The 23,355-nt window shown below is 53.0% G+C and carries 23 protein-coding genes; 18 read left to right on the top strand and 5 right to left on the bottom strand.

Annotated features, from left to right (window positions below; genetic code table 11):
- Positions 1–98 precede the first annotated feature (98 nt).
- From JYE49_RS07860 to JYE49_RS07830, 7 genes are all read left to right on the top strand, one after another.
- Positions 99–2,135, top strand: a complete 2,037-nt coding sequence (locus JYE49_RS07860; RefSeq protein ID WP_179217314.1) for an FAD-binding protein — start codon at positions 99–101, stop codon at positions 2,133–2,135.
- 175 nt (positions 2,136–2,310) lie between these two features.
- Positions 2,311–3,096, top strand: coding sequence for an inositol monophosphatase family protein (locus JYE49_RS07855; RefSeq protein WP_179217315.1), 786 nt, complete (start codon positions 2,311–2,313; stop codon positions 3,094–3,096).
- A 435-nt stretch (positions 3,097–3,531) separates the two neighbouring features.
- Complete coding sequence (locus tag JYE49_RS07850; RefSeq protein ID WP_093957224.1) at positions 3,532–4,395, top strand: YdcF family protein; 864 nt, start codon at positions 3,532–3,534, stop codon at positions 4,393–4,395.
- Positions 4,396–4,516: 121 nt separating this feature from the next.
- Positions 4,517–5,746: an aminopeptidase P family protein gene (locus JYE49_RS07845; RefSeq protein WP_093957225.1), complete on the top strand. Its 1,230-nt coding sequence runs from the start codon at positions 4,517–4,519 to the stop codon at positions 5,744–5,746.
- A 51-nt stretch (positions 5,747–5,797) separates the two neighbouring features.
- The gene (locus tag JYE49_RS07840; RefSeq protein WP_093957226.1) at positions 5,798–6,253 is read left to right on the top strand and encodes a low molecular weight protein-tyrosine-phosphatase; all 456 of its coding nucleotides are present in this window, start codon (positions 5,798–5,800) and stop codon (positions 6,251–6,253) included.
- A 76-nt stretch (positions 6,254–6,329) separates the two neighbouring features.
- On the top strand, positions 6,330–7,154 hold the full coding sequence (locus JYE49_RS07835) for a tetratricopeptide repeat protein (RefSeq protein WP_093957227.1): 825 nt from the start codon (positions 6,330–6,332) through the stop codon (positions 7,152–7,154).
- Positions 7,141–8,085: a DUF4037 domain-containing protein gene (locus JYE49_RS07830; protein WP_093957228.1), complete on the top strand. Its 945-nt coding sequence runs from the start codon at positions 7,141–7,143 to the stop codon at positions 8,083–8,085. Before JYE49_RS07835 ends, JYE49_RS07830 begins: the two co-directional genes overlap by 14 nt.
- Before the next feature lie 186 nt (positions 8,086–8,271).
- Here JYE49_RS07830 and JYE49_RS07825 read toward each other — a convergent pair whose 3' ends face one another.
- Positions 8,272–8,919 carry an HAD family hydrolase gene (locus JYE49_RS07825; protein WP_093957229.1) on the bottom strand — a complete coding sequence of 216 codons (648 nt, stop codon included), beginning with the start codon at positions 8,917–8,919 and terminating at the stop codon, positions 8,272–8,274.
- Between the two features lie 379 nt (positions 8,920–9,298).
- On the opposite strand from JYE49_RS07825, the gene JYE49_RS07820 reads away from it, so the two are divergent.
- The 8 genes from JYE49_RS07820 to gdhA all read left to right on the top strand — a co-directional run bounded on the left by JYE49_RS07820 (position 9,299) and on the right by gdhA (position 16,504).
- Positions 9,299–10,192 (top strand): NAD(P)/FAD-dependent oxidoreductase, encoded by an 894-nt coding sequence (locus JYE49_RS07820; RefSeq protein WP_093957230.1) that lies wholly within the window; start codon positions 9,299–9,301, stop codon positions 10,190–10,192.
- A 13-nt stretch (positions 10,193–10,205) separates the two neighbouring features.
- Positions 10,206–10,520, top strand: coding sequence for a thioredoxin (gene trxA / locus JYE49_RS07815; RefSeq protein ID WP_093957231.1), 315 nt, complete (start codon positions 10,206–10,208; stop codon positions 10,518–10,520).
- Between the two features lie 17 nt (positions 10,521–10,537).
- Complete coding sequence (locus JYE49_RS07810) at positions 10,538–10,999, top strand: MarR family winged helix-turn-helix transcriptional regulator (RefSeq protein ID WP_093957232.1); 462 nt, start codon at positions 10,538–10,540, stop codon at positions 10,997–10,999.
- Positions 11,000–11,016: 17 nt separating this feature from the next.
- Positions 11,017–11,793, top strand: a complete 777-nt coding sequence (locus JYE49_RS07805; RefSeq protein ID WP_283399374.1) for a transporter substrate-binding domain-containing protein — start codon at positions 11,017–11,019, stop codon at positions 11,791–11,793.
- A gap of 26 nt (positions 11,794–11,819) precedes the next feature.
- Positions 11,820–12,494, top strand: a complete 675-nt coding sequence (locus tag JYE49_RS07800) for an amino acid ABC transporter permease (protein ID WP_093957234.1) — start codon at positions 11,820–11,822, stop codon at positions 12,492–12,494.
- Positions 12,494–13,231, top strand: a complete 738-nt coding sequence (locus JYE49_RS07795; protein ID WP_179217321.1) for an amino acid ABC transporter ATP-binding protein — start codon at positions 12,494–12,496, stop codon at positions 13,229–13,231. The genes JYE49_RS07800 and JYE49_RS07795 overlap by 1 nt, the downstream gene beginning before the upstream one ends.
- A gap of 75 nt (positions 13,232–13,306) precedes the next feature.
- A complete protein-coding gene (locus JYE49_RS07790) occupies positions 13,307–15,004 on the top strand; it encodes a CotH kinase family protein (protein WP_179217316.1) in 1,698 nt (565 codons plus the stop codon).
- 165 nt (positions 15,005–15,169) lie between these two features.
- Positions 15,170–16,504 (top strand): NADP-specific glutamate dehydrogenase, encoded by a 1,335-nt coding sequence (gene gdhA / locus JYE49_RS07785; RefSeq protein ID WP_093957237.1) that lies wholly within the window; start codon positions 15,170–15,172, stop codon positions 16,502–16,504.
- Between the two features lie 360 nt (positions 16,505–16,864).
- Here gdhA and JYE49_RS07780 read toward each other — a convergent pair whose 3' ends face one another.
- From JYE49_RS07780 to JYE49_RS07770, 3 genes are all read right to left on the bottom strand, one after another.
- Complete coding sequence (locus JYE49_RS07780; protein WP_093957238.1) at positions 16,865–17,092, bottom strand: hypothetical protein; 228 nt, start codon at positions 17,090–17,092, stop codon at positions 16,865–16,867.
- Between the two features lie 201 nt (positions 17,093–17,293).
- On the bottom strand, positions 17,294–17,719 hold the full coding sequence (locus tag JYE49_RS07775) for an ACT domain-containing protein (protein ID WP_143754491.1): 426 nt from the start codon (positions 17,717–17,719) through the stop codon (positions 17,294–17,296).
- A gap of 115 nt (positions 17,720–17,834) precedes the next feature.
- Entirely contained in the window at positions 17,835–19,139 is a 1,305-nt protein-coding gene (locus tag JYE49_RS07770; RefSeq protein ID WP_093957240.1) for a phenylacetate--CoA ligase family protein, read from the bottom strand.
- A gap of 535 nt (positions 19,140–19,674) precedes the next feature.
- Between JYE49_RS07770 and JYE49_RS07765 the strand changes: the two genes are divergently transcribed.
- From JYE49_RS07765 to JYE49_RS07755, 3 genes are all read left to right on the top strand, one after another.
- Positions 19,675–20,538, top strand: a complete 864-nt coding sequence (locus tag JYE49_RS07765; protein WP_093957241.1) for a DegV family protein — start codon at positions 19,675–19,677, stop codon at positions 20,536–20,538.
- Between the two features lie 148 nt (positions 20,539–20,686).
- Complete coding sequence (locus tag JYE49_RS07760; protein ID WP_093957242.1) at positions 20,687–21,088, top strand: transposase; 402 nt, start codon at positions 20,687–20,689, stop codon at positions 21,086–21,088.
- 188 nt (positions 21,089–21,276) lie between these two features.
- Positions 21,277–22,146: an SPFH domain-containing protein gene (locus JYE49_RS07755; RefSeq protein WP_093957243.1), complete on the top strand. Its 870-nt coding sequence runs from the start codon at positions 21,277–21,279 to the stop codon at positions 22,144–22,146.
- Between the two features lie 62 nt (positions 22,147–22,208).
- Here JYE49_RS07755 and JYE49_RS07750 read toward each other — a convergent pair whose 3' ends face one another.
- Positions 22,209–23,087, bottom strand: a complete 879-nt coding sequence (locus JYE49_RS07750) for a YitT family protein (protein WP_179217317.1) — start codon at positions 23,085–23,087, stop codon at positions 22,209–22,211.
- Positions 23,088–23,355 lie beyond the last annotated feature (268 nt).

The raw sequence follows: 23,355 nt of genomic DNA, 5'->3' as shown, positions 1-23,355 counted from the left end.
ATACAAGAAATCTTCTTCTAATGCAAGAGCAAAGATACTATAATTTTGATACAAATAAAAGCCAGATGAGTGGCTATACAAGGAAGGAGTCTTTTGCCATGGAAAAAAACATTTCCCGCCGTTCATTCCTGAAGGGCGCTGCCATTGGTGCCGCAGGGCTGACTGTTGCCAGTGCCGGACTGAACCTGCGTGACGCAAAGGCTGATGAAGAAATCGCGTGGGACGCGGAGTATGACGTAGTTGTGCTGGGTTACGGCGGAGCCGGTGCCAACGCTGCTGTTGCTGCTTTTGAGCAGGGCGCGAAGGTGCTGCTGGCTGAAAAAGCCCCCGAAGGCGCTGAAGGCGGAAACACCGCAGTTTCCGGTCAGTTCGTTATGGCTACCGATGATGCTGACGGACTGTATGAGTACCTGACCACCCTGATGGGCAAGTTCCAGAACTGGGATCCCGACGCTGTCCGCGCTTACTGCGAAGGCTGCGTTGAGAACTATGCCTGGATGACCGGCCCCATGGGCGGCGATGCTGCGATCATTTCTCCTACCGATCATCCCTCTGCCGGCATGGAAGCCACCAACAAGGACTGGAAATATGCTGACGGCAGCGAAGGCAACCTGACCGACCCCTACAAGCTGGGCCGTACCGATTACTGGTATTACAACTGGGCTGAGTTCCCGGAAATCCCCGCCAGCAAGCACTGCCTGTGCCTGACTGCTACCGGTTCCCGCTTCGACCGCGGCTACTACAACCTGTGCCAGGAAGCTGTGAAAGCCCGTCCCATCGACGTGTGGTTCTCCGCTCCCGGTAAGAAGCTGATTACCGACGCTGAAGGCGCTGTGATCGGTGTGATCATCAACAAGGACGGCACTGACGTGAAGATCAAGGTCAACGGCGGTGTGGTTCTGGCCTGCGGCGGTTTCGAACACAACCAGGAAATGGTTTCCAGCTATCTGCAGATGCCCTATGTCCATCAGCAGGGTGGTCTGTACAACGACGGCGACGGCATCAAGATGGCGCTGGGAGCTGGTGCCGACCTGTGGCATATGTCTAACTCCGCCGGCTTCACCTGGACCCACAAGCGGCCCCACCTGGACGCTGTGAGCCTGTTCAGCGGCCCCAATGCCACCAGCGGTATCTACGTTGGCCTGGGCGGCGACCGCTTCATGGATGAATCCGGTGCTACCCGCCATGGCCGTATCTACATCGGCGGCCGCTGGATCTCCACTCCCATGCCCCTGCCGGCCTACCTGGTGCAGGATTCCGACCAGCTGGCCAATGGCAAGAAGCTGGTAAGCGCTTTCTCTGACGGATATGTTGACGAGCTGGCCACCGGCGAAGTCCTGATGGGCGAAACGCTGGAAGACCTGGCCGAAGCGATCCGGCAGTCCGAGGGCGGCAAGGATGCTCCCGACTTCAGCACCGAGCGTTTCGTGGCTGCGGTCAATGCCTACAACAAGCGTTATGATGCCGGTGAGGATGCCGACTACGGCCGTCCCTTCAGCACCATGGTGCCCGTCAAGAAGGGCCCCTTCTACGCCACCAAGATCGGCCCGACCTACTTCAACACCCAGGGCGGTCCCCGCAAGAACAAGTTCGGCCAGGTCATCAACACTGACGGACTGCCGATCGAAGGTCTGTTCGAAGCCGGTGAAATGGGCTCCATCTTCTGCGACATGTACAACGGCTCCGGCAACCTGGGCGAGACCATGGTCTTCGGCCGCATTTCCGGTACCAACGCCGCCAAGCGCGCCAAGGGCGAATTCAAGAGCGAAGAAACCCCTGTGACCACCTTCGTTGGTGAGATCTACGCGCCCGGCACTACCAGACCCGCCAGTGCTATCGCTGCGGCGTCCGCCGACGTTACCGGTACTTTCGCTGACGGTGAATACGAAGGCGAAGGCAACGGCATCAACGGCAAGATCAAGGTTAAGGTCATCATCAAGGATGGAAAGATTGACAATGTTGAAATCCTTGAGCATGCTGAGACCGAAGGTCTCGGCGGTGTTGCGCTCCCGCAGTATGCTGCCCAGACTGTTGAAAAGCAGAGCCTGGACATCGACGTGGTTTCCGGCGTGACCGTTTCCATGAACGGCTACAAGGAAGCTGTCAACGACGCCCTGTCCAAGGCCGTAAAGTGATTTTGACAGGATCTTCTTCATAACCAGGGTTAAGGGGTTCCGCTTCGGCGGAACCCCGATTTTTATACCGACCGGAAAGCGTCCGGGCCGAATGATTGTTGTTCGAGATACCTATCTGTGATATGCTGATCAAGCAGGTAATAAGGAAGAATCAGGAAAGACCGGAGGAGAAATTGTGAAGAACAGGCTGATACAGATCGCACAGGAAGCAGGTGCCTTTTTCCGGCGGGATGCGCTGACAGACGTGGTCAGCAAGGAAGGCCACGCGAATTATGTGACAAACATCGACTGCAAGGTTCAGGAGTTTCTGGAGAAAGAGCTTCTGCAGCTGCTGCCCGGTTCTGAGTTTATCGGGGAGGAGAAAGAAAACCAGGCCCTGACGGACGTGCCGACATGGATTGTGGATCCGCTGGACGGCACGACCAATATGATCCATGATTACCGCATGTCAGCAGTATCCATTGCGTTGTGCCGGAACAAAAAGCCGGTGATCGGCGTGATCTGGCAGCCCTTTACGCAGGAACTGTTCTATGCTGAAGAAGGAGCGGGGGCATTCCTCAATGACCGCCCGATCCATGTGTCTGATACGCCTTTCCGGAATGCGTTGGTTGCTTTCGGAACGGCGCCTTATTATGAGGAACTGGAAGATATCGGCATGAAGCTGGCAAGTGAATATCTCCATCAATGCGCGGATATCCGCAGGAGCGGCTCAGCGGCGCTGGACCTGGCATACCTGGCCTACGGAAGGCATGATATATTCTTCGAACTGAGGCTGAAACCGTGGGATTATGCCGCAGGCAGCCTGATCGTACAGGAGGCGGGCGGACAGGTACAGATGCCGCTGGCAGGCGGAGAAATGGATTACGACCTTTCCACGGCTATCCTTTCAGCCAATCCCCTGTGCATGCCGATGGCTTTGGAAGTATTCCGCAAAACCGTACCGCACCTGGGACAGAAGTAAATTTCCGGAAACGGTTCGGTGGAATCCAGTATTGGTTTTTGAAAAGGAACAGGAAAAAAGGATATACCATAAAAAATCGGCTGATGATTCAGCCGGCTTTTTGTTGCCCGTGAGGAGTTCAATATGATATCCTATAAAATGATCGGGAAATTGATGCCATACTCTATCGAAAAAGAATAACTGTTCTTTACGAAAAGACAAAAGATCCGGGAAGGATTTGTCAGATATGGCTGATCAGGATTCCTTTCAGAGAAGAAGGTTATTTGCGTGAATGTAGCTGCAACACTCGGGTTTTCTCTTGTATGCTGGGGAGTATTTCTCTACCTGTTCCATAAAGACCGGAGCAGATACCGGAACTGTTATGTCCTGACGTTTGCTATCCTTTCTTTGTTTCCTTTGATTATATGTATCTCGGGGAACAACTGGCAGGAGCCTATGATTGTGATCATAATGGCTTTCCTGCTGAGTATTCTGATTGTTCCTTTTTTCCTGATTTATAACGGATTTGTGATGATGCGGAAAGAAGGTAGGCATCTTTCCCAGCTGCTTTCCTTGGGCCTCGGAATTGCTATCCTGGCGGGTGAAGCCATCCTGGCGGCAGGCGTACTATACTATGCCTACGTCGGAAACAAAACGCCTTTTCTGATTCAACGCACTATATGGCCGGTGCTGGGTGCTGTTTTCTGCATGACCGTCATTTACGGATCAGTATCTTTCCTGATTTTCATGATTTATACGCTGTTCCTTCAGATCATCCCCCGGAAAAAAGACTTCGATTATGTGATTATCCACGGTTCAGGCCTGCTGGAAGGGGACAGGGTTCCGAAACTGCTGCAGGATCGCCTGGATAAGGCGATTGAGGTATACAGGCAGGATCCGACACCGCCCAAACTGATTCCTTCCGGCGGACAGGGCTCTGATGAAAGCATTCCGGAAGCGGAAGCAATGAAACGGTATCTGCTTTCGAAAGGCATCCCGGAGGAGGACATTCTTCCGGAAGAGCGGTCCACAACAACTCTTGAAAACCTGCGCTATTCCCAGGAAATCATCAACAGTTTTCCCGGAAGAAAGTATACGGCACTCGTCTCCAGCAATTACCATGTGTACAGGGCTCTCCGGTACTGCCGTGAGATCCGCCTGAAGTGTACCGGCATCGGCAGTCATGTGACTTTCTACTATTGGCCGAACGCCATGATTCGGGAATACATTGCGATCCACGCCGAAAAGAAGCATCTGATCCTGTTTGTCCTGGGATGGCTCTGCTGTTTGGCCTTACTGCTGGCGATGATTTACATATGATCAAAATCCTGTTTGTCCGCCACGTCAGCACTGACTGAAGGGATAACGGGACATGCCCGCAGGCAATAACAAACTATTATCTCGTGAAGTTTTGCGGAATCAAAGAAAGGATAAAAACATCATGTCATTTGCAGAACACAGGGAAAGACTTTATCAATCTTTGGCGGAAAACACATTGGTAGTTTCCTATGCCGGTATCCCCATTCATACCAATGAGGATGATTATTTTGATTTCGTGGTCAACAGCCAGTATTTCTACTTAACAGGACTGGAACGGGAAAATACAGCGTTCCTGGCATATAAGACGGCGGAAAAGACACGGGAGTTTCTGTTCATTGAAGAGCCGGATCCGCTTTCTGAACGGTGGACCGGAAAAATGCCTACTGTGGAGGAAGCCCGGGCAATCTCCGGGATTGAGGACGTACGCTATACGGACAGCCTGGAAGGTGCGATCAGCAGCTTTATGGGGCGGTTCCATGTGGAACAGGCGTACTTCGACCTGTACCGCTGCCAGATGAACGATCTGCCGGATTACAATCTGGTAATGGCAGAACGGTTCAGGCAGGCCTATCCGCATGTGATCCTGAAGGATTTGCATACGGCTTGCGTGCCGCTCAGGGAACAGAAGGATGCGCAGGAGGTGGAAAGCATCCGCAAAGCGGTGGACATTACCCGCCAGGGACTGGAATATGTGATGAAAAACCTGAAACCGGGTATGATGGAATATCAGGTACAGGCGGACTTTGAGTATACATGCAGACGGCTGGGCGTGAAGCGCCAGGCATTCCCCACGATCGCCGGTTCAGGCATTAACGGATGCATGATGCACTACGAGACAAACCACTGTGAAGTGAAGGATGGCTCACTGGTCCTGCTAGACCTGGGCGTAAAATATGAAAACTACTGCAGCGATATTACGAGGACCTATCCGGCTAACGGAAAGTTCAGCCCGAGACAGCGCGAGATCTATGAGCTGGTCCTTAAAGCGAATGAGGCGGTTGCTGCGGCCGCGAAGCCTGGTATGACCATAAAAGACCTGAACGATGTCGCAAGTCGGACCCTCGGGGAAGGTCTGATTGCCCTGGGGATGATCCAGGAGGTCTCAGAGGTAAACAAGTATTACATGCACAGCGTGAGCCACCCTATCGGGATTGATGTGCACGACATCTCCCTGGCCGGGGATGTGCTTGCGCCCGGCTGGATTATCAGCAATGAGCCGGGATTATACATCGATGAAGAAGCAATCGGTATCCGTATCGAGGATGATCTCCTGATTACTGAGGACGGGTGCGAAGTCCTTTCGAAGGATATCATTAAAGATCCTGATGAGATCGAAGCATTTATGGCATAAAACGGTGCATAATATCAAGCACCGGCAAGTGATGAAAGGTTTTTCGAAAGAATGATCAAAGTGCTTTTTATCTGCCACGGGAACATTTGTCGAAGTGCTGCGGCGGAAATGGTGATGAAGCAAATGGCGCGGGAGCAGGGGAGGAAAGACCTGCAGATTGCTTCCGCGGCGGCAACGCGGGAAGAGATTGGAAACGACATCTATCCGCCGATGAAAAAAGCCCTGGCTGCGGCCGGATACCAGTGTGAACGGCATGCGGCCAGGCAGACCACACGGGCAGAATATTCACAGTGGGATTATATCGTCGGAATGGACGATGAGAACATGTGGGATATGAGGCATATCTACGGCGGGGACCCGGAAGGGAAACTGTCCATGCTGCTGGACTGGGCGGGAAAGCCCGGACAGGAGATTGACGATCCCTGGTATACCCGGGACTTTAACGGCGTGCTGAAGCAGATAGAAGAAGGAGTCAGGGGAATGATGCGGAGCATCAGATCAAATTAAGAATTAAGAATTCAGAATTAAGAATTAATACTTCTTTACATACGGGATGATACAGGAGAGGAGGTTGTGGATCGGGATGAATCTGAATAGAGAAGATTATGTGGATCCGAGATGCGTGCTGTGCGGAAAACCGGGCGAAGAGGAAAGTGTGCAGCCGGTGCCTGTGGGACGGATCATGGATAAGCTCCGGGAGTATGAGGACCGGAATGACTGGCCTGCCGTGGAACGGCACCTGAAGTACTGGCTGGCAGAGGCAGAAGCCAACCGGGACGAGCGTGGCCAGCTGATGCTGCATAACGAGCTGATGGGCTATTACCGGAAACAGGGAAAACAGGAACCTGCCCTCCGGAATGCTGAGCAGGCAGCTGCACTGGTGGAAAAGCTGGGCATGCAGGATACGGTAACGGCCGGGACGACCTGGGTGAACGCGGGTACGGTGCGGGAAGCCTTCGGGGATCCCGCCGGCGGACTGGCATACTTTGAACGGGCCCGGGCCAACTATGAAAAGAACCTGCCGCTGAACGACGGAAGGCTTGGCGGTTTGTATAACAACATGGCACTTTCCCTGGCGGTCTGCGGACAGTATGACGAAGCCATGGAAATGTTCCGCAAGGCCATCTGTGTAATGAAAACCCAGGAACACGGAGAACTGGAACAGGCGATTACCTGGCTCAACATGGCGGATGCGGCGGAAGCAGCGATGGGAGCTGAAAACGCGGATGCGACCGTGGAAGAATACCTGGAAACGGCGGAGGAACTGCTGAACACGAAGAGCCTGCCGCGGAACGGATACTATGCCTTTGTATGTGAAAAGTGTGCGCCGGTATTCGGCCACTACGGCTGGTTCGCTACGGAAGCGGAACTGAGAAAGAGAGCGGAAGAGATCAATGACAGGTCTTGAACTGGCACGGGCCTACTGGGAAACGTACGGGGTGCCGATGATCCGGGAACAGTTTCCCGAATATGAGGAAATTGCTGCCGCGGCACTGACCGGAAGCGGTTCAGAATGCTACGGGTTTGACGACGACATTTCCCGGGATCATGACTTTGAACCAGGTTTCTGCCTGTTTATCCCCGGAGAGGAAATTGTGGACCGGCGGACGGCATTCCTGATGGAACGGGCATATGCGAAGCTGCCCGCCGAATTCGAAGGATACCGGCGGCAAAAGCTGCAGCCGGTGGGCGGACAGCGGCATGGCGTTTTTCGGATTGATGAATATTTTACGGAGAAGATCGGGTGCCCGGCGGAGCAGCTGACAACGGAACAGTGGCTGCGGCTGCCGGAATACGCGCTGGCGGAGGCTGTGAACGGCGAAGTGTTCCGGGATCCGGCCGGGCTGCTGACGGACTGCCGGACCCTCCTGAAGAATATGCCGGAGGACATCCGCCGGAAGCGGCTGGCCGGCCGGCTGCTGCTGATGGCTCAGAGCGGACAGTACAATTATCAGCGGTGCCTGAAGCACGGAGAAACCGGTGCGGCACAGCTGGCAGTGGGTGAATTTGTGAAAAACACCCTGTCCGCAGTATTCCTGCTGAACAGGGCGTATATGCCGTATTACAAGTGGAGCTTCCGGGCACTGAAGGCACTGCCGGGAGGCGAGGACCTGGGCAGGAGCCTGGAATGGCTGCTGACCACCGATAACGGGGAAACCATCGCGGAGGACAAATACTTCTGCATGGAGGGGATCGCTTCCCAGGTGATTGATCTTCTGCAGGAACAAGGACTGACGGAAGCAACCTGCGGAGATCTGGAGAAGCATGCGTATTCGGTGAATGACGGAATTAAGGATGGGGAAGTGAGGAATTTGCATATACTCTATTGTGTAGAGTAATGAATTATAATGAATACTTAAGACTTAAAACTTAAGAATGAATAATGGTGGAAAAAACTCCTGCGACATCGCAGGAGTTTTCTTGATAATATGTGCCCTTCGGGCATAGAAAGGGATTTCTCGACGCCGCCTGCGGCGTTGCTCGAAATGACAACGATGGTCAGTTAAAGGAATGCTAAAAAAGGTTTACTTAAGCAGTTTTTTGAGAGCCGCGGGGAGTTCGGTTAAGGCGTTGATGACGCCGTCGGGGTTTTCGGCTTTGCCGAAGCCATAGGCGGCGTGGATGAAGGGAATACCGGCCTGGAGGGAAGCCTCCTGGTCTTTTTTCGTGTCTCCGATATAGACGCCTTTTTTGTAACCGTTGCGTTCCATGACGAGACGGATGTTCTCGCCTTTGGTCAGGCCGGTGCGCTCCCATTCCTCATAATCGAGGAAGAGATCGCCGGCACCGGAAGAGGCGAGGAAAGCGTCGATATAGCCCCGCTGACAATTGCTGACCACAGCCAGCTGATAGCCTTCCGCTTTCAGGGCTTCCATGGTCGCACGGAAATCCGGATAGAGGGTGCCGCAATGGGAATGGAGATACTCCACTTCATAGACGCAGCAGATATCAAAGATCTCATCCCGGCGGGGAATCTCCAGGTCTGCGTAAAGCGTCTGGCCGATTTCCTTCATGGTCAGCCCCATAACGCTGTGAATATCGTCGTTTGTGAGCAGGGGCAGGCCGGGGCATTCCCGCTGGAAAACTTCATTCCAGGCTTCAGCAACGGGCGCGGCGGAATCCCAGAGAGTACCATCCAGATCAAATAAGAGCAGGGTATCCTTCACCTTCATAATGTCTCCTCCTTAAAAGGATGGAGACATTATATCACAATTCGGAACACATTCCGAATTGTGAATGATATGTTTGCCAAAGGCAAACATGATATATTCTGCTTTCAGTAGAATATGATATATTGAGCCTGCGGCTCAATGTGATATATTCGCCTGGCGGCGAATGTTGTAATATACTGTTTGCCTATAAAGGATTCAGGCGCCTTTTGCTGAATCAATACTGGTATTATGTATAAACAAGTACAAACTATATAAAGGGATTCCTCCACGCGCTGACGCTTGGTCGGAATGACATATGGGTTGGCATCTTCGTTTACTTGAACTTTAAAAATATTTTATCAAAGGTATTGACAGAGTAAATATATTTGATAAAATATAAATGCAAAAAGGATTTCAAGGAGGGGATGCGGTGGAACGCTATGATATCGCCATAATCGGTACCGGACCTGCAGGGGTTTCGGCGGCGCTGACGGCGAAGAACCGGAACAAAAGCATCCTGCTGCTGGGCAGCCGGCAGATGAGTGAAAAGGTAGCCAAGGCTCACGAAATCCGGAATTATCCGGGACTGCCTTTTGTAAAAGGAGAAGACCTGGCAACCGCTTTCCGCAATCAGCTGGAGCAGATGGAAATCCCAGTGACGGAGCAGAGAATCGGCGCCGTTTATGCGATGGGTGATTACTTCGCACTGCAGGCGGGGGAGGAAATGCTGGAGGCCAGGACGGTGATCCTTGCCACGGGCGTGGTGATGGCTAAAACCCTGCCGGGAGAAGAACAATACCTGGGCCGGGGCGTGAGCTACTGTGCAACCTGTGACGCACCGCTGTACCGTAGCCGAACCGCTGTGGTGATCGGCTACAGCCCCCGGGAAGAAGCGGAAGCCGCTTTCCTGGCAGGCGTATGCAGCAGGGTGACATATTTCCCGATGTATAAGGATGAGACAGACCTTCCGGAAAGCGTGGAGGTCATCCGCGAAACACCGGAGGAAATCCTGAAGCGGGAGACCGGCCTTGCGGTAAAGACAGCAGCCGGAGAGTACGCTACCGACGGGGTATTCGTGCTGCGGGAAGCAGTGGCGCCGTCCCAGCTGGTGCCAGGGCTGGAAACAGACGGAACGCATGTGAAAGTGAACCGCCGGATGGAAACCAATCTCCCGGGACTGTTTGCCTGCGGAGACCTGACCGGAACACCTTACCAGTATGTGAAGGCGGCGGGAGAAGGAAATGTTGCCGCCATCAGCGCGGCAGCCTATATCGATAAGAAAGCAAAAGAATAAGGAGGATAAAACAATGGTTAAGAAGGTTAATACTGAAGAGTTCCAGAACGAAGCAATGAAGGCACCCGTGGCTGTAGTGGATTTCAACGCAACCTGGTGCGGACCCTGCCGGATGCTGGCACCGGTACTGGAAGACATTTCCGAAAAGTATGCCGACAAGGTCAGTTTCTACAGCGTGGACGTGGATGAAAGTCCGATGCTGGCGATGCAGTACCGGGTGAATTCCGTACCCTGCCTCGTGCTGCTGAAGAACGGAGAGTTTGTTGACCAGAGCATCGGCTTCCGTCCGGAACCGCAGCTGACTGCGTGGATCGACGGTAATCTTTGATGGAGGGAACAACAGCCATGAGCGATCAGAACAGGAAGCAGCCCGGGGAAGAATACCCCCAGCTGAAGCTGGACAGCCAGCTCTGTTTTCCGCTGTATGCCTGCGCCCGGAAGGTGACCAATGCTTACGGCCCGCTGCTGAAGCCGCTGGGCCTGACCTATACTCAGTACATCGTGATGCTGGCTCTGTGGGAAACCGGTAAGGAGAAAGTCGGAGAACTGTGCAGCAGGCTGTACCTGGACTGCGGCACAATGACCCCGATGCTCAAGAAGATGGAAGAGAGCGGCCTGCTGACCCGGTGCCGCTGCAAAGATGACGAGCGCTGCGTGTCAATCTGCCTGACAGAAAAGGGCTGGGCTCTGCGTGAACAGGTGAAGGACATTCCGGAAAAGATCGGAGGATGCATCACCCTTCCGCAGGAGGAAACCTATGAACTGTACCGGCTGCTGCATAAGCTGCTGGACAACATAGAAGAATAATGAAGGAGAAAACGAAAATGAAGAAGCTGGTAGCTGTATTGATGGCCCTGTTTATGCTGACTGCTTCTGCCGCAATGGCGGAAACTGCCCTGGAGGAAATCCAGGCGAGGGGAACCCTGACGATCGCCATGGAAGGTGCCTGGCAGCCCTGGACCTACCACGATGAAAGCGGCACACTGACCGGCTTTGACGTGGAGGTCGGCGCCCTGATCGCGGAAGGACTGGGCGTAACCCCGGAATACATGGAAACCGCATGGGACGGCATCCTGGCCGGTGTGGATTCCGGACGCTTTGACATTGCCTGCAACGGTGTGGGTTATACGGAAAAACGGGCGGAAAGCTATAACTTCAGCACCCCTTACGTTTATACAGAAATGGTGCTGGTAGTCAGGGCGGACAATGAGGACATCAAGTCCCTGGACGATCTGAAAGGAAAGAAGACCGCAAATTCCCCGAACTCCACTTATGCCATGCGTTCTGAAGCAGCCGGTGCCGAGGTGGTCTATGTGGACACCCTGGGTGAAACCATGGAAATGCTGCAGCAGGGCCGCGTGGAAGCTACGCTGAACGCGAAGGATTCCGTGGATGCCTATCTGGCGGAACATCCGGAAGCACAGATCAAGGTTGTGCTGAGCGTTGCCGGTGAACCGGTGGCGATCCCCATGCAGAAGGGCGAACGGACCGAAACCCTGATGGAGGAGATCAACCGGATCCTGGAAGAGGCACGGCAGAACGGAAAGCTGGCAGAACTGAGCAACAAGTATTTCGGCAGGGACCTGACAAAGGAAGAATAATCATACGCCGATACAGGTGATAATCAATGACTGAAAGACTTTGGGGCATTCTAACGGATTCCTTTCCGAAAATGCTGGAATACGGAATCAAGGTGACCATTCCGCTGACCATCCTGTCTTTTGCACTTGCACTGACAGTGGCGCTGGGCGTGGCCCTGATTCAGTATGCCAGGGTGAAGGGAATCCGCCAGCTCTGCCGGTTTTACATCTGGATTACCCGCGGCACACCGCTGCTGGTGCAGCTTTATATTGTTTTCTACGGACTGCCCAAGATCGGTATTGTGCTGGACGCGTTTCCGTCGGCGGTTATTGTCCTGGGACTGAATGAAGCCGCATACATGGCTGAAACGATCCGCGGGACCCTGGAAAGCGTGAGCGCAGGCCAGCTGGAAGCCGGCTACTGCGTGGGAATGAGCTGGCCGAAGATTATGTGGCATGTGGTGCTACCCCAGGCAATGCGGACCGCCTTCCCGGCTTTGTCCAACTCTATGATTGCCATGCTGAAGGAAACATCCATGGCAGCGACGATCACGGTCATGGAACTTTTCCGTCAGGCACAGGTGATTAACGGGCGGGTTTATGAGCCGCTGGCGCTGTACATTGAAGCAGCGTTGATTTACCTGATCTTCTGCACGATCCTGACCTGGCTGCAACACCGTGGAGAGAAAAAGCTCGGCAGCTATGGAGGTGTCCGCGCATGATGCTGGAAATCAGAGATGTGAAGAAAAGCTTCGGCGGACTGACGGTACTTGACGGTATCAGCCTGGACGTGGAGAAAGGTGACGTAGTAGCCATTCTCGGCCCCAGCGGCTCAGGAAAGACTACTTTCCTGCGCTGCCTGAATTATCTGGAAACCGCGGACAGCGGGAGCATGACGTTTGACGGGGAAAAGTTTGACCTGCACAGCACGGGAAAAAGGGATATAGCCCGGCTGAGAAGGAAAACGGCCTTTGTTTTCCAGAATTACAATCTGTTCCTGAATAAGACGGTGCTGCAGAATGTGACGCTGGGACTGACCTCCGGAATGGGAATGGATAAGAAGAAAGCAGAGGCTGTTGCCCTGGAAATGCTGGAAAAGGTGGGCATGGCGGATAAGCTGCAGAATTATCCCAACCAGCTTTCCGGCGGACAGCAGCAGCGGGTGGCGATTGCCCGTGCAATGGCGACGAATCCCGAAATCATCTACTTTGACGAGCCGACCAGCGCGCTGGATCCTGAACTGATCGGCGAGGTGCTGGCTGTGATGCGGAAACTGGCGGAGGACGGGATGACGATGCTGGTGGTCACCCACGAAATGGATTTCGCCCGGAATGTGTCCAACAAGGTCATGTTTATGGAAGGCGGGAAGGTTGTGGAAACCGCTCCGTCAAAACAATTCTTTGAAAACCCGGAGGAAGAACGGGTGAAAGAGTTTATAAGGAAAATACAGAATCTATGATTCTGTATTTTCTTTTAGTGAAGGATGAATAATGATATAATGTCCAGGCAGGAAGCAGCAGGAAGGAATGAAGGTATGAAGAATACCATCAGAAAAATTGTCAGGATCGCCGTGACGGGGATCCTGTTTCTGCTGCTATTCACTGGGAACGCTTTTGCTGTGCGGGAAAGAACGCTGACAGCAAGCTGTCCGTCTGTGAGCGGTGAAAAGGTGACGGCCCGGTGGAAGCGGGGAGAGATGACGCTTTTCCTGCCGGGATGCTGGGACCTGACAAAGATATCGCTGGAGCTGGAAGGCTCGGAAACCATCCTGCTGGGTGATGATCGAACAGAAGCAGTGGCAGGGCGGGAAACCGACCTGTCCGGGCTGAACGGACAGAAGATCCAGGTGCTGGACGGCGGCGGTGAAAACCGCGGCATGCTGACCATCATGCAGGGATCGGACATTCCCGCACTGCTGCTTCAGGTTGACGGAGAGAAACTGAAAAAAGTCAATAACAGCAAGAAAAACGTGATCACGGAAGGTCATGCCGCCTATATAGAAGCAGACGGAACGGTTACCTATGACGGTACGCTGGAACAGCTGAAGGGCCGGGGAAACAATTCATTCCGGTACAGCAAGAAACCGTATCAAATCAAACTGGGAGAAAAGGCATCCCTCAGTGGCATGGGGAAAGGGAAAACCTGGGTGCTGCTTGCCAACTGGGTGGACGTCAGCCTGCTGCGGAATCAGATCGTGCTGGATATGAGCCGGGAAATCGGGCTGAAGAATGCTGTGGACTGCGTCCAGGCAGACGTATGGATCAACGGGAACTATCAGGGACTATATCTGATCACGGAAAAGATCCAGATCGGCGGGGACAGGATTGACATCGCCAACCTGGAAAAGGCGACGGAAAAGGTTAACAGTGAACCGTTCAACGCCGGACCGATCATCACGGAAAAGTCATCCGCGTATCCGCTGATCCGGAGCTATCCCGACATAAAGGATCCGGAGGATGTTACCGGCGGATACATCCTGACCATTGAAAAAAAGGCCAGGATGAAGAATTACGTGCTGGCTGGGTTCCGGACAAAGGAAGAACTGAACATCCGGATCAAGGAACCGACTTATCCCAGCCGGGGTCAGGCGGAATACCTGTTTGCACGGATAACAGAAATGCACAAGGCCCTCCTGGCAAAGGACGGGATTGAACCAGAAACTGGAAAGTCCTATGAGGAATACCTGGATGTAACCTCTTTTGCCCAGCGGTTCCTGATTGAGGAATGGACCAAGAACTATGACTTTACCGGCGGAAGCCAGTTCCTGTACAAGGATTCGGACCTGAATGATCCGCTGATTTACGCAGGGCCTTCCTGGGACTATGACCTTTGCTTCGGTAATATGAATGACAGGGGATACCCTCCGACAGGAAAGTACCTGACGGCTTACCGGAGAAACGGCAATCTGTACTGGCTGCTGTACAATCACATGGCTTTCAGGCAGAAGGTCGGGGAGATCTGGGCGAAGACCTTCCGTTCCGCAACTGCGGTGTTGCTGGGCGATAAAGAGGCCGAAACGGAAGGGGAAGTCCGTTCCCTGGATGAGTACGCGGATCGGATCGACGCTTCAGTGAAGATGAACTATACCAGATGGAACGTCAGCCGGGACGCGACAGGTCCCGGATCCGGAGGGAGCTTTGAGAGGGCGGTGGTCTACCTGAAGAAGTGGATTGCTGAACGCACAGCCTGGATGGATGCGGAGTACACGCCTTCAGCGGAAAAAGCTGAATGACAAAAAAACAGGATTAATACGGAAAACGACCTTCCGGCGCATTGACAAAGGCGCCGGGCAGGCATACACTTTCTCCCGTAAAGGCAAGGGCGTCTTTAACAGTGTGTGTTAAAGGCGCTTTGTTCTATCAGAACATAAGCAAAACCAAAGGAGGTTTCGATTCACATGTCTTACGTTGATGAGGTCATTGAACGCGTTGTCCGGGAAAATCCCAACGAGCCCGAATTCCATCAGGCTGCCAAGGAAGTGCTGAACTCCCTGCGCCCCGTGGTGGATGCCAATGAAGAAAAGTTCCGCAAGGACGCCCTGCTGGAGCGTCTGGTCAATCCGGAACGGCAGCTGAAGTTCCGCGTGCCGTGGGTGGATGACAAGGGACAGGTTCAGGTGAACACCGGCTACCGTGTGCAGTACAGCAGCGCCATCGGACCCTACAAGGGAGGCATTCGTCTGCATCCGTCCGTAAACCTGGGCATCATCAAATTCCTGGGCTTCGAACAGATTTTCAAGAATTCCCTGACCGGCCTGCCCATCGGCGGCGGCAAGGGCGGCAGCGACTTTGACCCCAAGGGTAAGAGCGATCGCGAAGTGATGGCTTTCTGCCAGAGCTTCATGACCGAACTGTGCAAGTACATCGGTGCTGACACTGACGTGCCCGCCGGTGATATCGGAACCGGTGCCCGTGAAATCGGTTATATGTTTGGACAGTACAAGCGGATCCGCGGCGTATACGAAGGCGTGCTGACCGGTAAGGGACTGAGCTACGGCGGCTCCCTGGCCCGGAAAGAAGCGACCGGCTACGGCCTGCTGTACATCACCCAGGAAATGCTGAAGAGCAAGGGCGACAGCCTGCAGGGCAAGACCGTGATCGTGTCCGGTGCCGGCAACGTGGCGACCTACGCCATCGAAAAGGCTTATCAGCTGGGCGGCAAGCCCGTGACCTGCTCTGACTCCACCGGCTGGGTGTACGATGCCGAAGGTATCGATCTGGCTGCCCTGAAGGAGATCAAGGAAGTCAAGCGTGCCCGCCTGAGCGAGTACAAGAACTATCGCCCCAACGCCGAATATCATGAAGGCCGCGGCGTCTGGTCCGTGAAGGCTGACATCGCTCTGCCCTGCGCGACCCAGAACGAACTGAACCTGGATGATGCCAAGGCCCTGGTTGCCAACGGCGTGAAGGTTGTTGCTGAAGGCGCGAACATGCCCACCACCCAGGAAGCGACCGATTACCTGCAGGCAAACGGCGTGGTCTTCCTGCCCGGCAAGGCTGCCAACGCCGGCGGCGTGGCCACCTCCGCTCTGGAAATGTCCCAGAACAGCGAGCGCCTGAGCTGGTCCTTCGAAGAAGTTGACCAGAAGCTGCAGGGCATCATGGCGAACATCTTCCACAACATCGACAACGCTGCCAAGAAGTACGGCTTCGAAGGCAACTACGTGGTCGGCGCGAACATCGCCGGTTTCGAAAAGGTTGTCGACGCGATGAACGCTCAGGGAATTGTCTAATTAATACAAAAAAGAATGGTGCATAAAGCACCATTCTTTTTTATGTAATGAATACTGAAAAATGAAAACTTTGCGATCGTCGTAATCCATTTCTGCGGCGCCTATGGCTTGCAGAAATGGACGACTGTAGCATGGGAGTCATTAGCCGTGCTAAAGCACGGATGACTCCTCAATAACTTAATAATGGTGGGGAGAACAGCTTCCGGAGCGGAAGCTGTTCTTTTGAATTGAAAAAGCCTGCCGGAGGCAGGCAAGTGATGAGTTAAGAGTGATGAGTTAAGAGTGATGAGTGAAAAGTGAAGAGTGCAGAGTTAATAGTTAAGTGTAAAAGAGCCGCCCCGAAGGGCGGCTGCTTTTCACTTAACTATTCTGCCAGGCCTTAACCTTGTCAGCGGCGAGACGCTTGATGGTCTCTTCCGGATAGGGGGACTCAGTTCCGCCGTAACCATACAGGAAGAACTTGCCGCCCTGGGTCTTGTACAGGGACTCTTCATAGCCCTTGGGATCGCCGAATACGCCGAAAACTTTCTTCTGGATCAGTTCGGAAGCGTCGGTATCGTACTCGATCTTGCAGATAACCTTCTTCATATGCCTCTTCCTTTCGCGCTGTGCGCCTGATACTGAAAATGTGTTCTGCGGATCGTTCCGCCAAAAGATACTATATCACATAAGGGCTTCAGCAACAATGGACTGCAAATGGCAAAAGAAAACCAAATGAGGCAAATTCCCATGAAATGGGAGTTTGTACGGCGAAAACAATGCAAAAATCGTAAAGAATGAAAGCAGATTTCAGATTTTCAGGCTTTCATCGGAAAGAGTCCGGATGCCGTTGGCATTCAGCAGCTCTTCCGCGGTTTTTACATCATTGACCCGGATGACCACATAGGCTTCTTCCGGGCCGGAACCGGTGAAAGCGTACATATATTCAATATTGATGTTTGCCTCGTTGAGAGCCGTAAGGATGGGGTAGAGGGCGCCGCTGCGGTCGCTCATGAGTGCGGCAACCACTTCTGTTTTGGAGAAGAGATACTTATCACCCAGGACCTTGCAGGCGGTGTCAGTATCGGAAACGATGATGCGGAGAATACCAAAGTCATTGGCTTCGGCAATACTCATGGCACGGATATTGATGCCTGCGTCGGAAAGGGCCTGGATGGCTTCGATCAGCGCGCCGGGCTGGTTCATCAGAAAGACGGACAATTGCGTAATAGCCATAGGAACCTCCTGTTCAATTCAGAATTAAGAATTCAGAATTCAGAATTATTGCTTGGGTTCATGCCGAAAAGAGAAAGGATGACATAAGGAACGTGCAATGTTTTTCTATATTATATCAGTGGAGTTTGCGTTTGTCGATGACGCGGACGGCTTTACCTTCGCTGCGGGTAATGGTCTTGGGGGCAACCAGGTGGATCTTGGGTCCGATACCAAGCATTGTGCGCATGGCGGACTCAAGCCCCTTTTCCATCTTCTGGATCTGGCCCATCAGGTCGGAGAACTGGTCCGGACTGACTTCAACATAGACATCGAAGGTATCAGTGTTCCGTTCACGGTCGAGGACGATCTGATAGTTGGGCGTATAGCCTTCGTTGAGCAGGACGGTTTCGATCTGGCTCGGGAAGACGTTGACGCCGCGGATGATTAGCATATCGTCACTGCGGCCCATGGGCTTGGCCATGCGGACATGAGTACGGCCGCAGGAGCAGGGCGTACGGTTCAGCACGCAAAGGTCACGGGTACGGTAGCGGAGCAGCGGGAAGGCTTCCTTATCCAGCGCGGTGAAGACCAGCTCACCGACAGAACCTTCCGGCAGGACTTCGCCTGTATCGGGATCGATGATTTCAGCGTAGAAGTGGTCTTCATTGATGTGCATGCCCTTCTGCTCTTCACACTCGAAAGCCACCCCGGGGCCGCTGGTTTCAGTGAGACCGTAGATATCGTAGGCTTTGATACCCAGGCTCTTTTCGATTTCATGGCGCATCTCTTCAGTCCAGGGCTCCGCACCGAAGATGCCGGCTTTGAGCTTGTTATCTTCAGGCTTGAATCCCTGCTCTTTCAGGGATTCGCCGATGTAGGCGGCGTAGGAAGGCGTGCAGCAGATGATGGTGGATTCCAGGTCCATCATGAACTGGATCTGGCGCTCTGTGTTACCGGAAGACATGGGCAGGGTCAGGCAGCCTACCTTATGGGAACCGCCATGCAGGCCGGAACCGCCGGTGAAGAGGCCGTAGCCGTAGCAAACCTGTACCACGTCTTCTTCTGTGCCGCCGGCAGCGACGATCGCCCGGGCACAGCAGTCTTCCCACAGGTCGATATCGTGCTGGGTGTAGAAGGCGACAACACGCTTGCCGGTAGTACCGGAGGTGGAATGGATGCGGACACAGTCCTTCAGATCAGTGCCCAGCAGTCCATAGGGATATGTGTCCCGCAGGTCCGCTTTGCTGAGGAAGGGGAGCTTTTTGATGTCGTCCACGGTTTTGATATCATCCGGCGTGAGACCTCTCTCTTCCATCAGATGACGGTAATAGGGGACGTTGTCCCAGACATGGTGGATTTGTTTGACGAGCTTTTCATTCTGGATTTCCAGGATTTTTTCCCTTGGGGCTGTTTCAATTTCCGGCTGGTAATATCTCTTCATAAGCGTTCACTCCTTTGTGATGTTGCAAAACTGTGTAGAGCGCATTAAGCCTTAAGGTATTAGTCAGCGATGGGTATCGGTCTGTGATCGCCGTTACCCATTTCTGCGGCGCCTTCGGCTTGCAGTAATGGACGGCTGTAGCATGGGAAGCGTTACGCAAATCGGAGATTTAGACGCATCCTCAACCGATGGAGCGGAACTATCAAGAAAGCCAGATAGTTTCCAGAAAAAAACCACCGCCTTTTTTCATCTCAAAAGGCGGTGGATTCAAAGCGCTCTGTGCGTCTGATTAATCCATCGCTGACTTGGTAAAGAAGAAGATAGCTGCGAATGATTTCATTGCTGAAATCTCCTTTCTGAAAAACGGATCTCATTACCGTTGCAATGACTATATGCCCGGAAGGGGAAGGTTGTCAACAGGCTCTTTTGTATTGTTGATGTTTTTACAATGGGTTGGTTGACATAAAATGGCACGAATGATATATTCTCACTGTCGCCGGCCTACCGGCCGGCAGTGTATAGCAGGAGGAAAAAAATGGCTGAGAATTATGTATTGTTTACAGATTCCGCTTGTGATATTCATCCGGACAAACTGGCGGAATGGAATGTAAAGATGCTTCCGCTGGCGTTCCTGTTTACAGATACAAACGTGGAACAGAAAGATCACGACGAACCGATCGGCGAGTTCTACAAGTCCATGCGCGCGGGACGGGTTGCCAAGACCTCCTGCGTCAATGAAGACGCGTTTGAAAACGCGTTCACTGAGATCCTTGAAGCTGGTCAGGATATCCTGTACCTGGGATTGTCCGGCGGACTGAGCGTGACCCCTGACAATGCCAAGAAGGTTGCAGAAAGACTGGCAAAAAAGTATCCTGACAGGAAAATCGAAGCGATCGATTCTCTGTCCGCTTCCGCCGGCGAAGGCCTGTTTGTGTATCTGGCCGTGAAGAACCGGGACGCAGGCATGACGCTGGAAGAAAACGCGGAAGCGCTCCGGAAGGAGATTCCCCATGTGTGCCACTGGTTTACGGTGGAAGACCTGGTATACCTGAAGCGCGGCGGACGGGTCAGCGCAGCCACAGCTCTGCTGGGTACGGCGCTGAATGTGAAGCCGGTGCTGCATGTGGACAATGAAGGCCACCTGATCAAGATGACCCAGGTGCACGGACGGAAAAAGTCCATCAAGACGCTGGCAGAGAAACTGGGCCAGACGATCCGGCCGGATTCCCCGATCTTCATTTCCAATGCTGACTGCCTGGAAGACGCAGAGATGCTGAAGGATATCATTAAGAACGAATGCGGCATGGATGTGACGCTGATTACCAGCATTGGTTCTGTAATCGGCGCCCACGCCGGTCCCGGAACCCTGGCACTGTTCTTTATGGGAAAAGAGAGATAAATCAAACAACCTTCGGAATGTGATTCCGAAGGTTGTTTTAATGAATACTGAAAACTTAAGACTTAAAACTGAAAAATAAAAATGCTGTACGGCAGTAGTGGACACATCAAAGACTGAATGGTAAAGTAAAGGGAAGAGGTGAACACAAATGCATAAGACATACAGCAAGGAGTTTAAGGTCAAAGCATGTGAAATGGTTCTAAAAGATGGAATGAAGCATGCAGAAGCAGCGGAAAGGCTGGGAATCAACAAGATCCTGCTTTATCAGTGGACGAGCGCATACGAGATCAATGGTGAAAAAGTGTTCGTAGGGAAAGGACATCAGAGGGCAGAGGATGCTGAGCTGAGAAAACGTCGCAAAGAGAATGCAGAGCTGAAGATGGAGAATGAGATTCTAAGAAAATGCAACAGCATACTATGCGAAAAACCCGACAGACGAGTGAGATTTGCACAGAAGGAACTCAAGGAATATCCGGTAAGTAAAGTATGCAAGGTGCTGGGCATATCAAGAAGTTATTACTATAAGGTGAGAAAACCGACAGAAGAGTGAAGAGAAAAGCATAGAGAAAGGTTGCCTAAGAGACTGGATGAAAGCCATAACTGAAAATGGAGAAATAACCCCTGGTAAATTGCGAAATACGATATTTACCGGGGGCTTTCTTTCTGCTATTCTCTTTTCAGCCGGTAAACAGGGCCGGCATTAAGCCCCGAAGAGGGGCATGAAAGGAACGAGAAACGATGAAAAAGGGACTGATTATTCTGATTGCCGCCATTGTGCTGGTGCTGCTGGTGGCGACAACGTGCACCGCGACGGTGCAGACGGGGTATACCGGTATTGTGACGACCTTCGGCAAGGTTGAAGACGTTACGCTGGAGGCGGGACTGCACTTCAAGAGCCCCTTCCAGAGAATTATTCCCATGGATAACCGTGAGCAGAAGAGCACCTTCAACACGGAAGCGTTCTCCAGTGACATCCAGCAGGTGCAGATTACCGGATCCATCAACTATGCGATCAACAAGAGCACGGCGATGAACCTGTTCAAGGAAGTCGGTACAGACTACTTCAACAAGCTGGTTTATCCCCGGATGCTGGAGATTACCAAGGGCGTGTTCAGCAAATACACTGCCGAGAACCTGGTGGCAAACCGCCAGAAGCTGAGCGAATCCATCCGCGAAGGCCTGGACAATGAACTGGATGAATACGGCATCAACGTAATCAGCGTGAGCATTGAGAACCTGGACTTCACCGACGCCTTTACCGATGCCGTTGAAGCCAAGCAGGTGGCTGCCCAGAAGAAGCTGCAGGCTGAAATTGAGCAGAACCAGATGACCATGGAAACCCAGCAGCAGGCAGAGCGGAAACGCATCAATGCTGAAGCGGAAGCCAATGTGGCGAAGATCAACGCGGACGCAGACGCTTATGCCCTGCAGGTGCGCAGCGAAGCTGAAGCTGAGGCGAACAAGAAGATCGCCGAATCCCTGACGGAAAACCTGATCCGCTTCAACGAGATCAAGAGCTGGGACGGCAAACTGCCCACCTATATGGCGGGACAGGGCGCTACCACCGTACCGATCCTGAACATGGGCGAAACGGAAGCTGCCCAGTAACATACCCCAAAGAAACAGCGGGGAGCCGGAAGGCTCCCCGCTTTGTTTGCAATCAGGCATTATCAGTCAGTCAGGTGAGTGAAGCCGTCACCGATGGCTTCGTGAGCTTCAACAATGATGACGAAGGCTTTTTCGTCCTCTTCCCGCAGGATCCGCTTCAGGGCCATAATCTCGCTGCGGCCGATGACACACAGGAGGGTGGGACGCTCTGCACCGGTATAGGCGCCGCGGGCAGTCAGCTGGGTAACGCCTCGGTCCATATCCCGCATGATCCGGTCGGAGATTTCCTGCCAGCGGGAGGAAATGATGAAGCAGGCTTTGTTGGAAGAGAAACCAATGATGATGGTGTCCATAACCCGCGCGGAAAGGAAAATGCAGATCAGGGAATAAAGCGCTTCTGTTGCGCCGATCAGGAAACCGGCAGAGACCACAACGGCGAAATCAATCGCAAAAAGGAAGGAACCGGTGGAAATAAACTGGAAGCGTTTATTAACCATCCGGGCTACCATGTCCGATCCGCCGGTGGTTGCGCCGCCGCGCATGATCAGTCCCAGGCCGGCGCCCAGCATGACACCGCCGTAAAGGGCGCCGAGCAGCGGATCTGTCGTCATGGGCTGCAGGGGAAGAACGTCAATGAACAGGGTGAAGAACAGGGTGGCGACCAGGCTGCGGAAGGCGAAGATCCGGCCCATGGCCCTGTAGCTGATCAGGAAAAGCGGAATGTTCATGATCAGGGTGACGGTACCAACCGGCCAATGGAACAGGTGATTCAGGATGGTGGCGATACCGGTTATGCCGCCAGGGGCAATTTTGTTGGGCGTCATGAACAGGGGATAGGCCGCGCCGCCGACCATGGCGCCCAGAATAATCTGGGCATAAGAGAAGAAACGCTCCGCAGCTGCAGGCCTTTTGCTGATAGCGGAACGCAGAGATTTAACCATGAGAGAACACCCCTTCCGGGCCATTGAGGCTGACTGAAATACAAAATAAATACAAAGAAACTTTATCATAATCGTTGCTTGCAGGCAAGAGCTTGTGCATATGTTCCGGGAAGAATATAATTCATATAAGAATGCGCAAGCTCTTGCACAATTCACAATTCATAATTCATAATTCATAATTGAGAAGGTTGGGCGGACGTTGGTCGTTGTTGAGTGAATGAGTTTAGAGTGAAGAGTGATGAGTTGCCCCTTCAGGGGCAGCGAAGAG

It is taken from the genome of Aristaeella hokkaidonensis, assembly GCF_018128945.1.
Taxonomy (GTDB): domain Bacteria; phylum Bacillota; class Clostridia; order Christensenellales; family Aristaeellaceae; genus Aristaeella; species Aristaeella hokkaidonensis.
Note: the sequence above shows the minus strand (reverse complement) of the source record. Positions and strands in the feature narration are given on the sequence as shown.

What these genes read in the sequence shown, in the direction of transcription:
- JYE49_RS07860 (WP_179217314.1), top strand. Translation starts at nt 99, where the DNA reads ATGGAAAAAAACATTTCCCGCCGTTCATTCCTGAAGGGCGCTGCCATT.
- JYE49_RS07850 (WP_093957224.1), top strand. Translation starts at nt 3,532, where the DNA reads ATGATTGTGATCATAATGGCTTTCCTGCTGAGTATTCTGATTGTTCCT.
- JYE49_RS07845 (WP_093957225.1), top strand. Translation starts at nt 4,517, where the DNA reads ATGTCATTTGCAGAACACAGGGAAAGACTTTATCAATCTTTGGCGGAA.
- JYE49_RS07840 (WP_093957226.1), top strand. Translation starts at nt 5,798, where the DNA reads ATGATCAAAGTGCTTTTTATCTGCCACGGGAACATTTGTCGAAGTGCT.
- JYE49_RS07835 (WP_093957227.1), top strand. Translation starts at nt 6,330, where the DNA reads ATGAATCTGAATAGAGAAGATTATGTGGATCCGAGATGCGTGCTGTGC.
- JYE49_RS07830 (WP_093957228.1), top strand. Translation starts at nt 7,141, where the DNA reads ATGACAGGTCTTGAACTGGCACGGGCCTACTGGGAAACGTACGGGGTG.
- JYE49_RS07825 (WP_093957229.1), bottom strand. Translation starts at nt 8,919, where the DNA reads ATGAAGGTGAAGGATACCCTGCTCTTATTTGATCTGGATGGTACTCTC.
- JYE49_RS07820 (WP_093957230.1), top strand. Translation starts at nt 9,299, where the DNA reads ATGCAAAAAGGATTTCAAGGAGGGGATGCGGTGGAACGCTATGATATC.
- trxA (WP_093957231.1), top strand. Translation starts at nt 10,206, where the DNA reads ATGGTTAAGAAGGTTAATACTGAAGAGTTCCAGAACGAAGCAATGAAG.
- JYE49_RS07810 (WP_093957232.1), top strand. Translation starts at nt 10,538, where the DNA reads ATGAGCGATCAGAACAGGAAGCAGCCCGGGGAAGAATACCCCCAGCTG.
- JYE49_RS07805 (WP_283399374.1), top strand. Translation starts at nt 11,017, where the DNA reads ATGAAGAAGCTGGTAGCTGTATTGATGGCCCTGTTTATGCTGACTGCT.
- JYE49_RS07800 (WP_093957234.1), top strand. Translation starts at nt 11,820, where the DNA reads ATGACTGAAAGACTTTGGGGCATTCTAACGGATTCCTTTCCGAAAATG.
- JYE49_RS07795 (WP_179217321.1), top strand. Translation starts at nt 12,494, where the DNA reads ATGCTGGAAATCAGAGATGTGAAGAAAAGCTTCGGCGGACTGACGGTA.
- JYE49_RS07790 (WP_179217316.1), top strand. Translation starts at nt 13,307, where the DNA reads ATGAAGAATACCATCAGAAAAATTGTCAGGATCGCCGTGACGGGGATC.
- gdhA (WP_093957237.1), top strand. Translation starts at nt 15,170, where the DNA reads ATGTCTTACGTTGATGAGGTCATTGAACGCGTTGTCCGGGAAAATCCC.
- JYE49_RS07780 (WP_093957238.1), bottom strand. Translation starts at nt 17,092, where the DNA reads ATGAAGAAGGTTATCTGCAAGATCGAGTACGATACCGACGCTTCCGAA.
- JYE49_RS07775 (WP_143754491.1), bottom strand. Translation starts at nt 17,719, where the DNA reads ATGGCTATTACGCAATTGTCCGTCTTTCTGATGAACCAGCCCGGCGCG.
- JYE49_RS07770 (WP_093957240.1), bottom strand. Translation starts at nt 19,139, where the DNA reads ATGAAGAGATATTACCAGCCGGAAATTGAAACAGCCCCAAGGGAAAAA.
- JYE49_RS07765 (WP_093957241.1), top strand. Translation starts at nt 19,675, where the DNA reads ATGGCTGAGAATTATGTATTGTTTACAGATTCCGCTTGTGATATTCAT.
- JYE49_RS07760 (WP_093957242.1), top strand. Translation starts at nt 20,687, where the DNA reads ATGCATAAGACATACAGCAAGGAGTTTAAGGTCAAAGCATGTGAAATG.
- JYE49_RS07755 (WP_093957243.1), top strand. Translation starts at nt 21,277, where the DNA reads ATGAAAAAGGGACTGATTATTCTGATTGCCGCCATTGTGCTGGTGCTG.
- JYE49_RS07750 (WP_179217317.1), bottom strand. Translation starts at nt 23,087, where the DNA reads ATGGTTAAATCTCTGCGTTCCGCTATCAGCAAAAGGCCTGCAGCTGCG.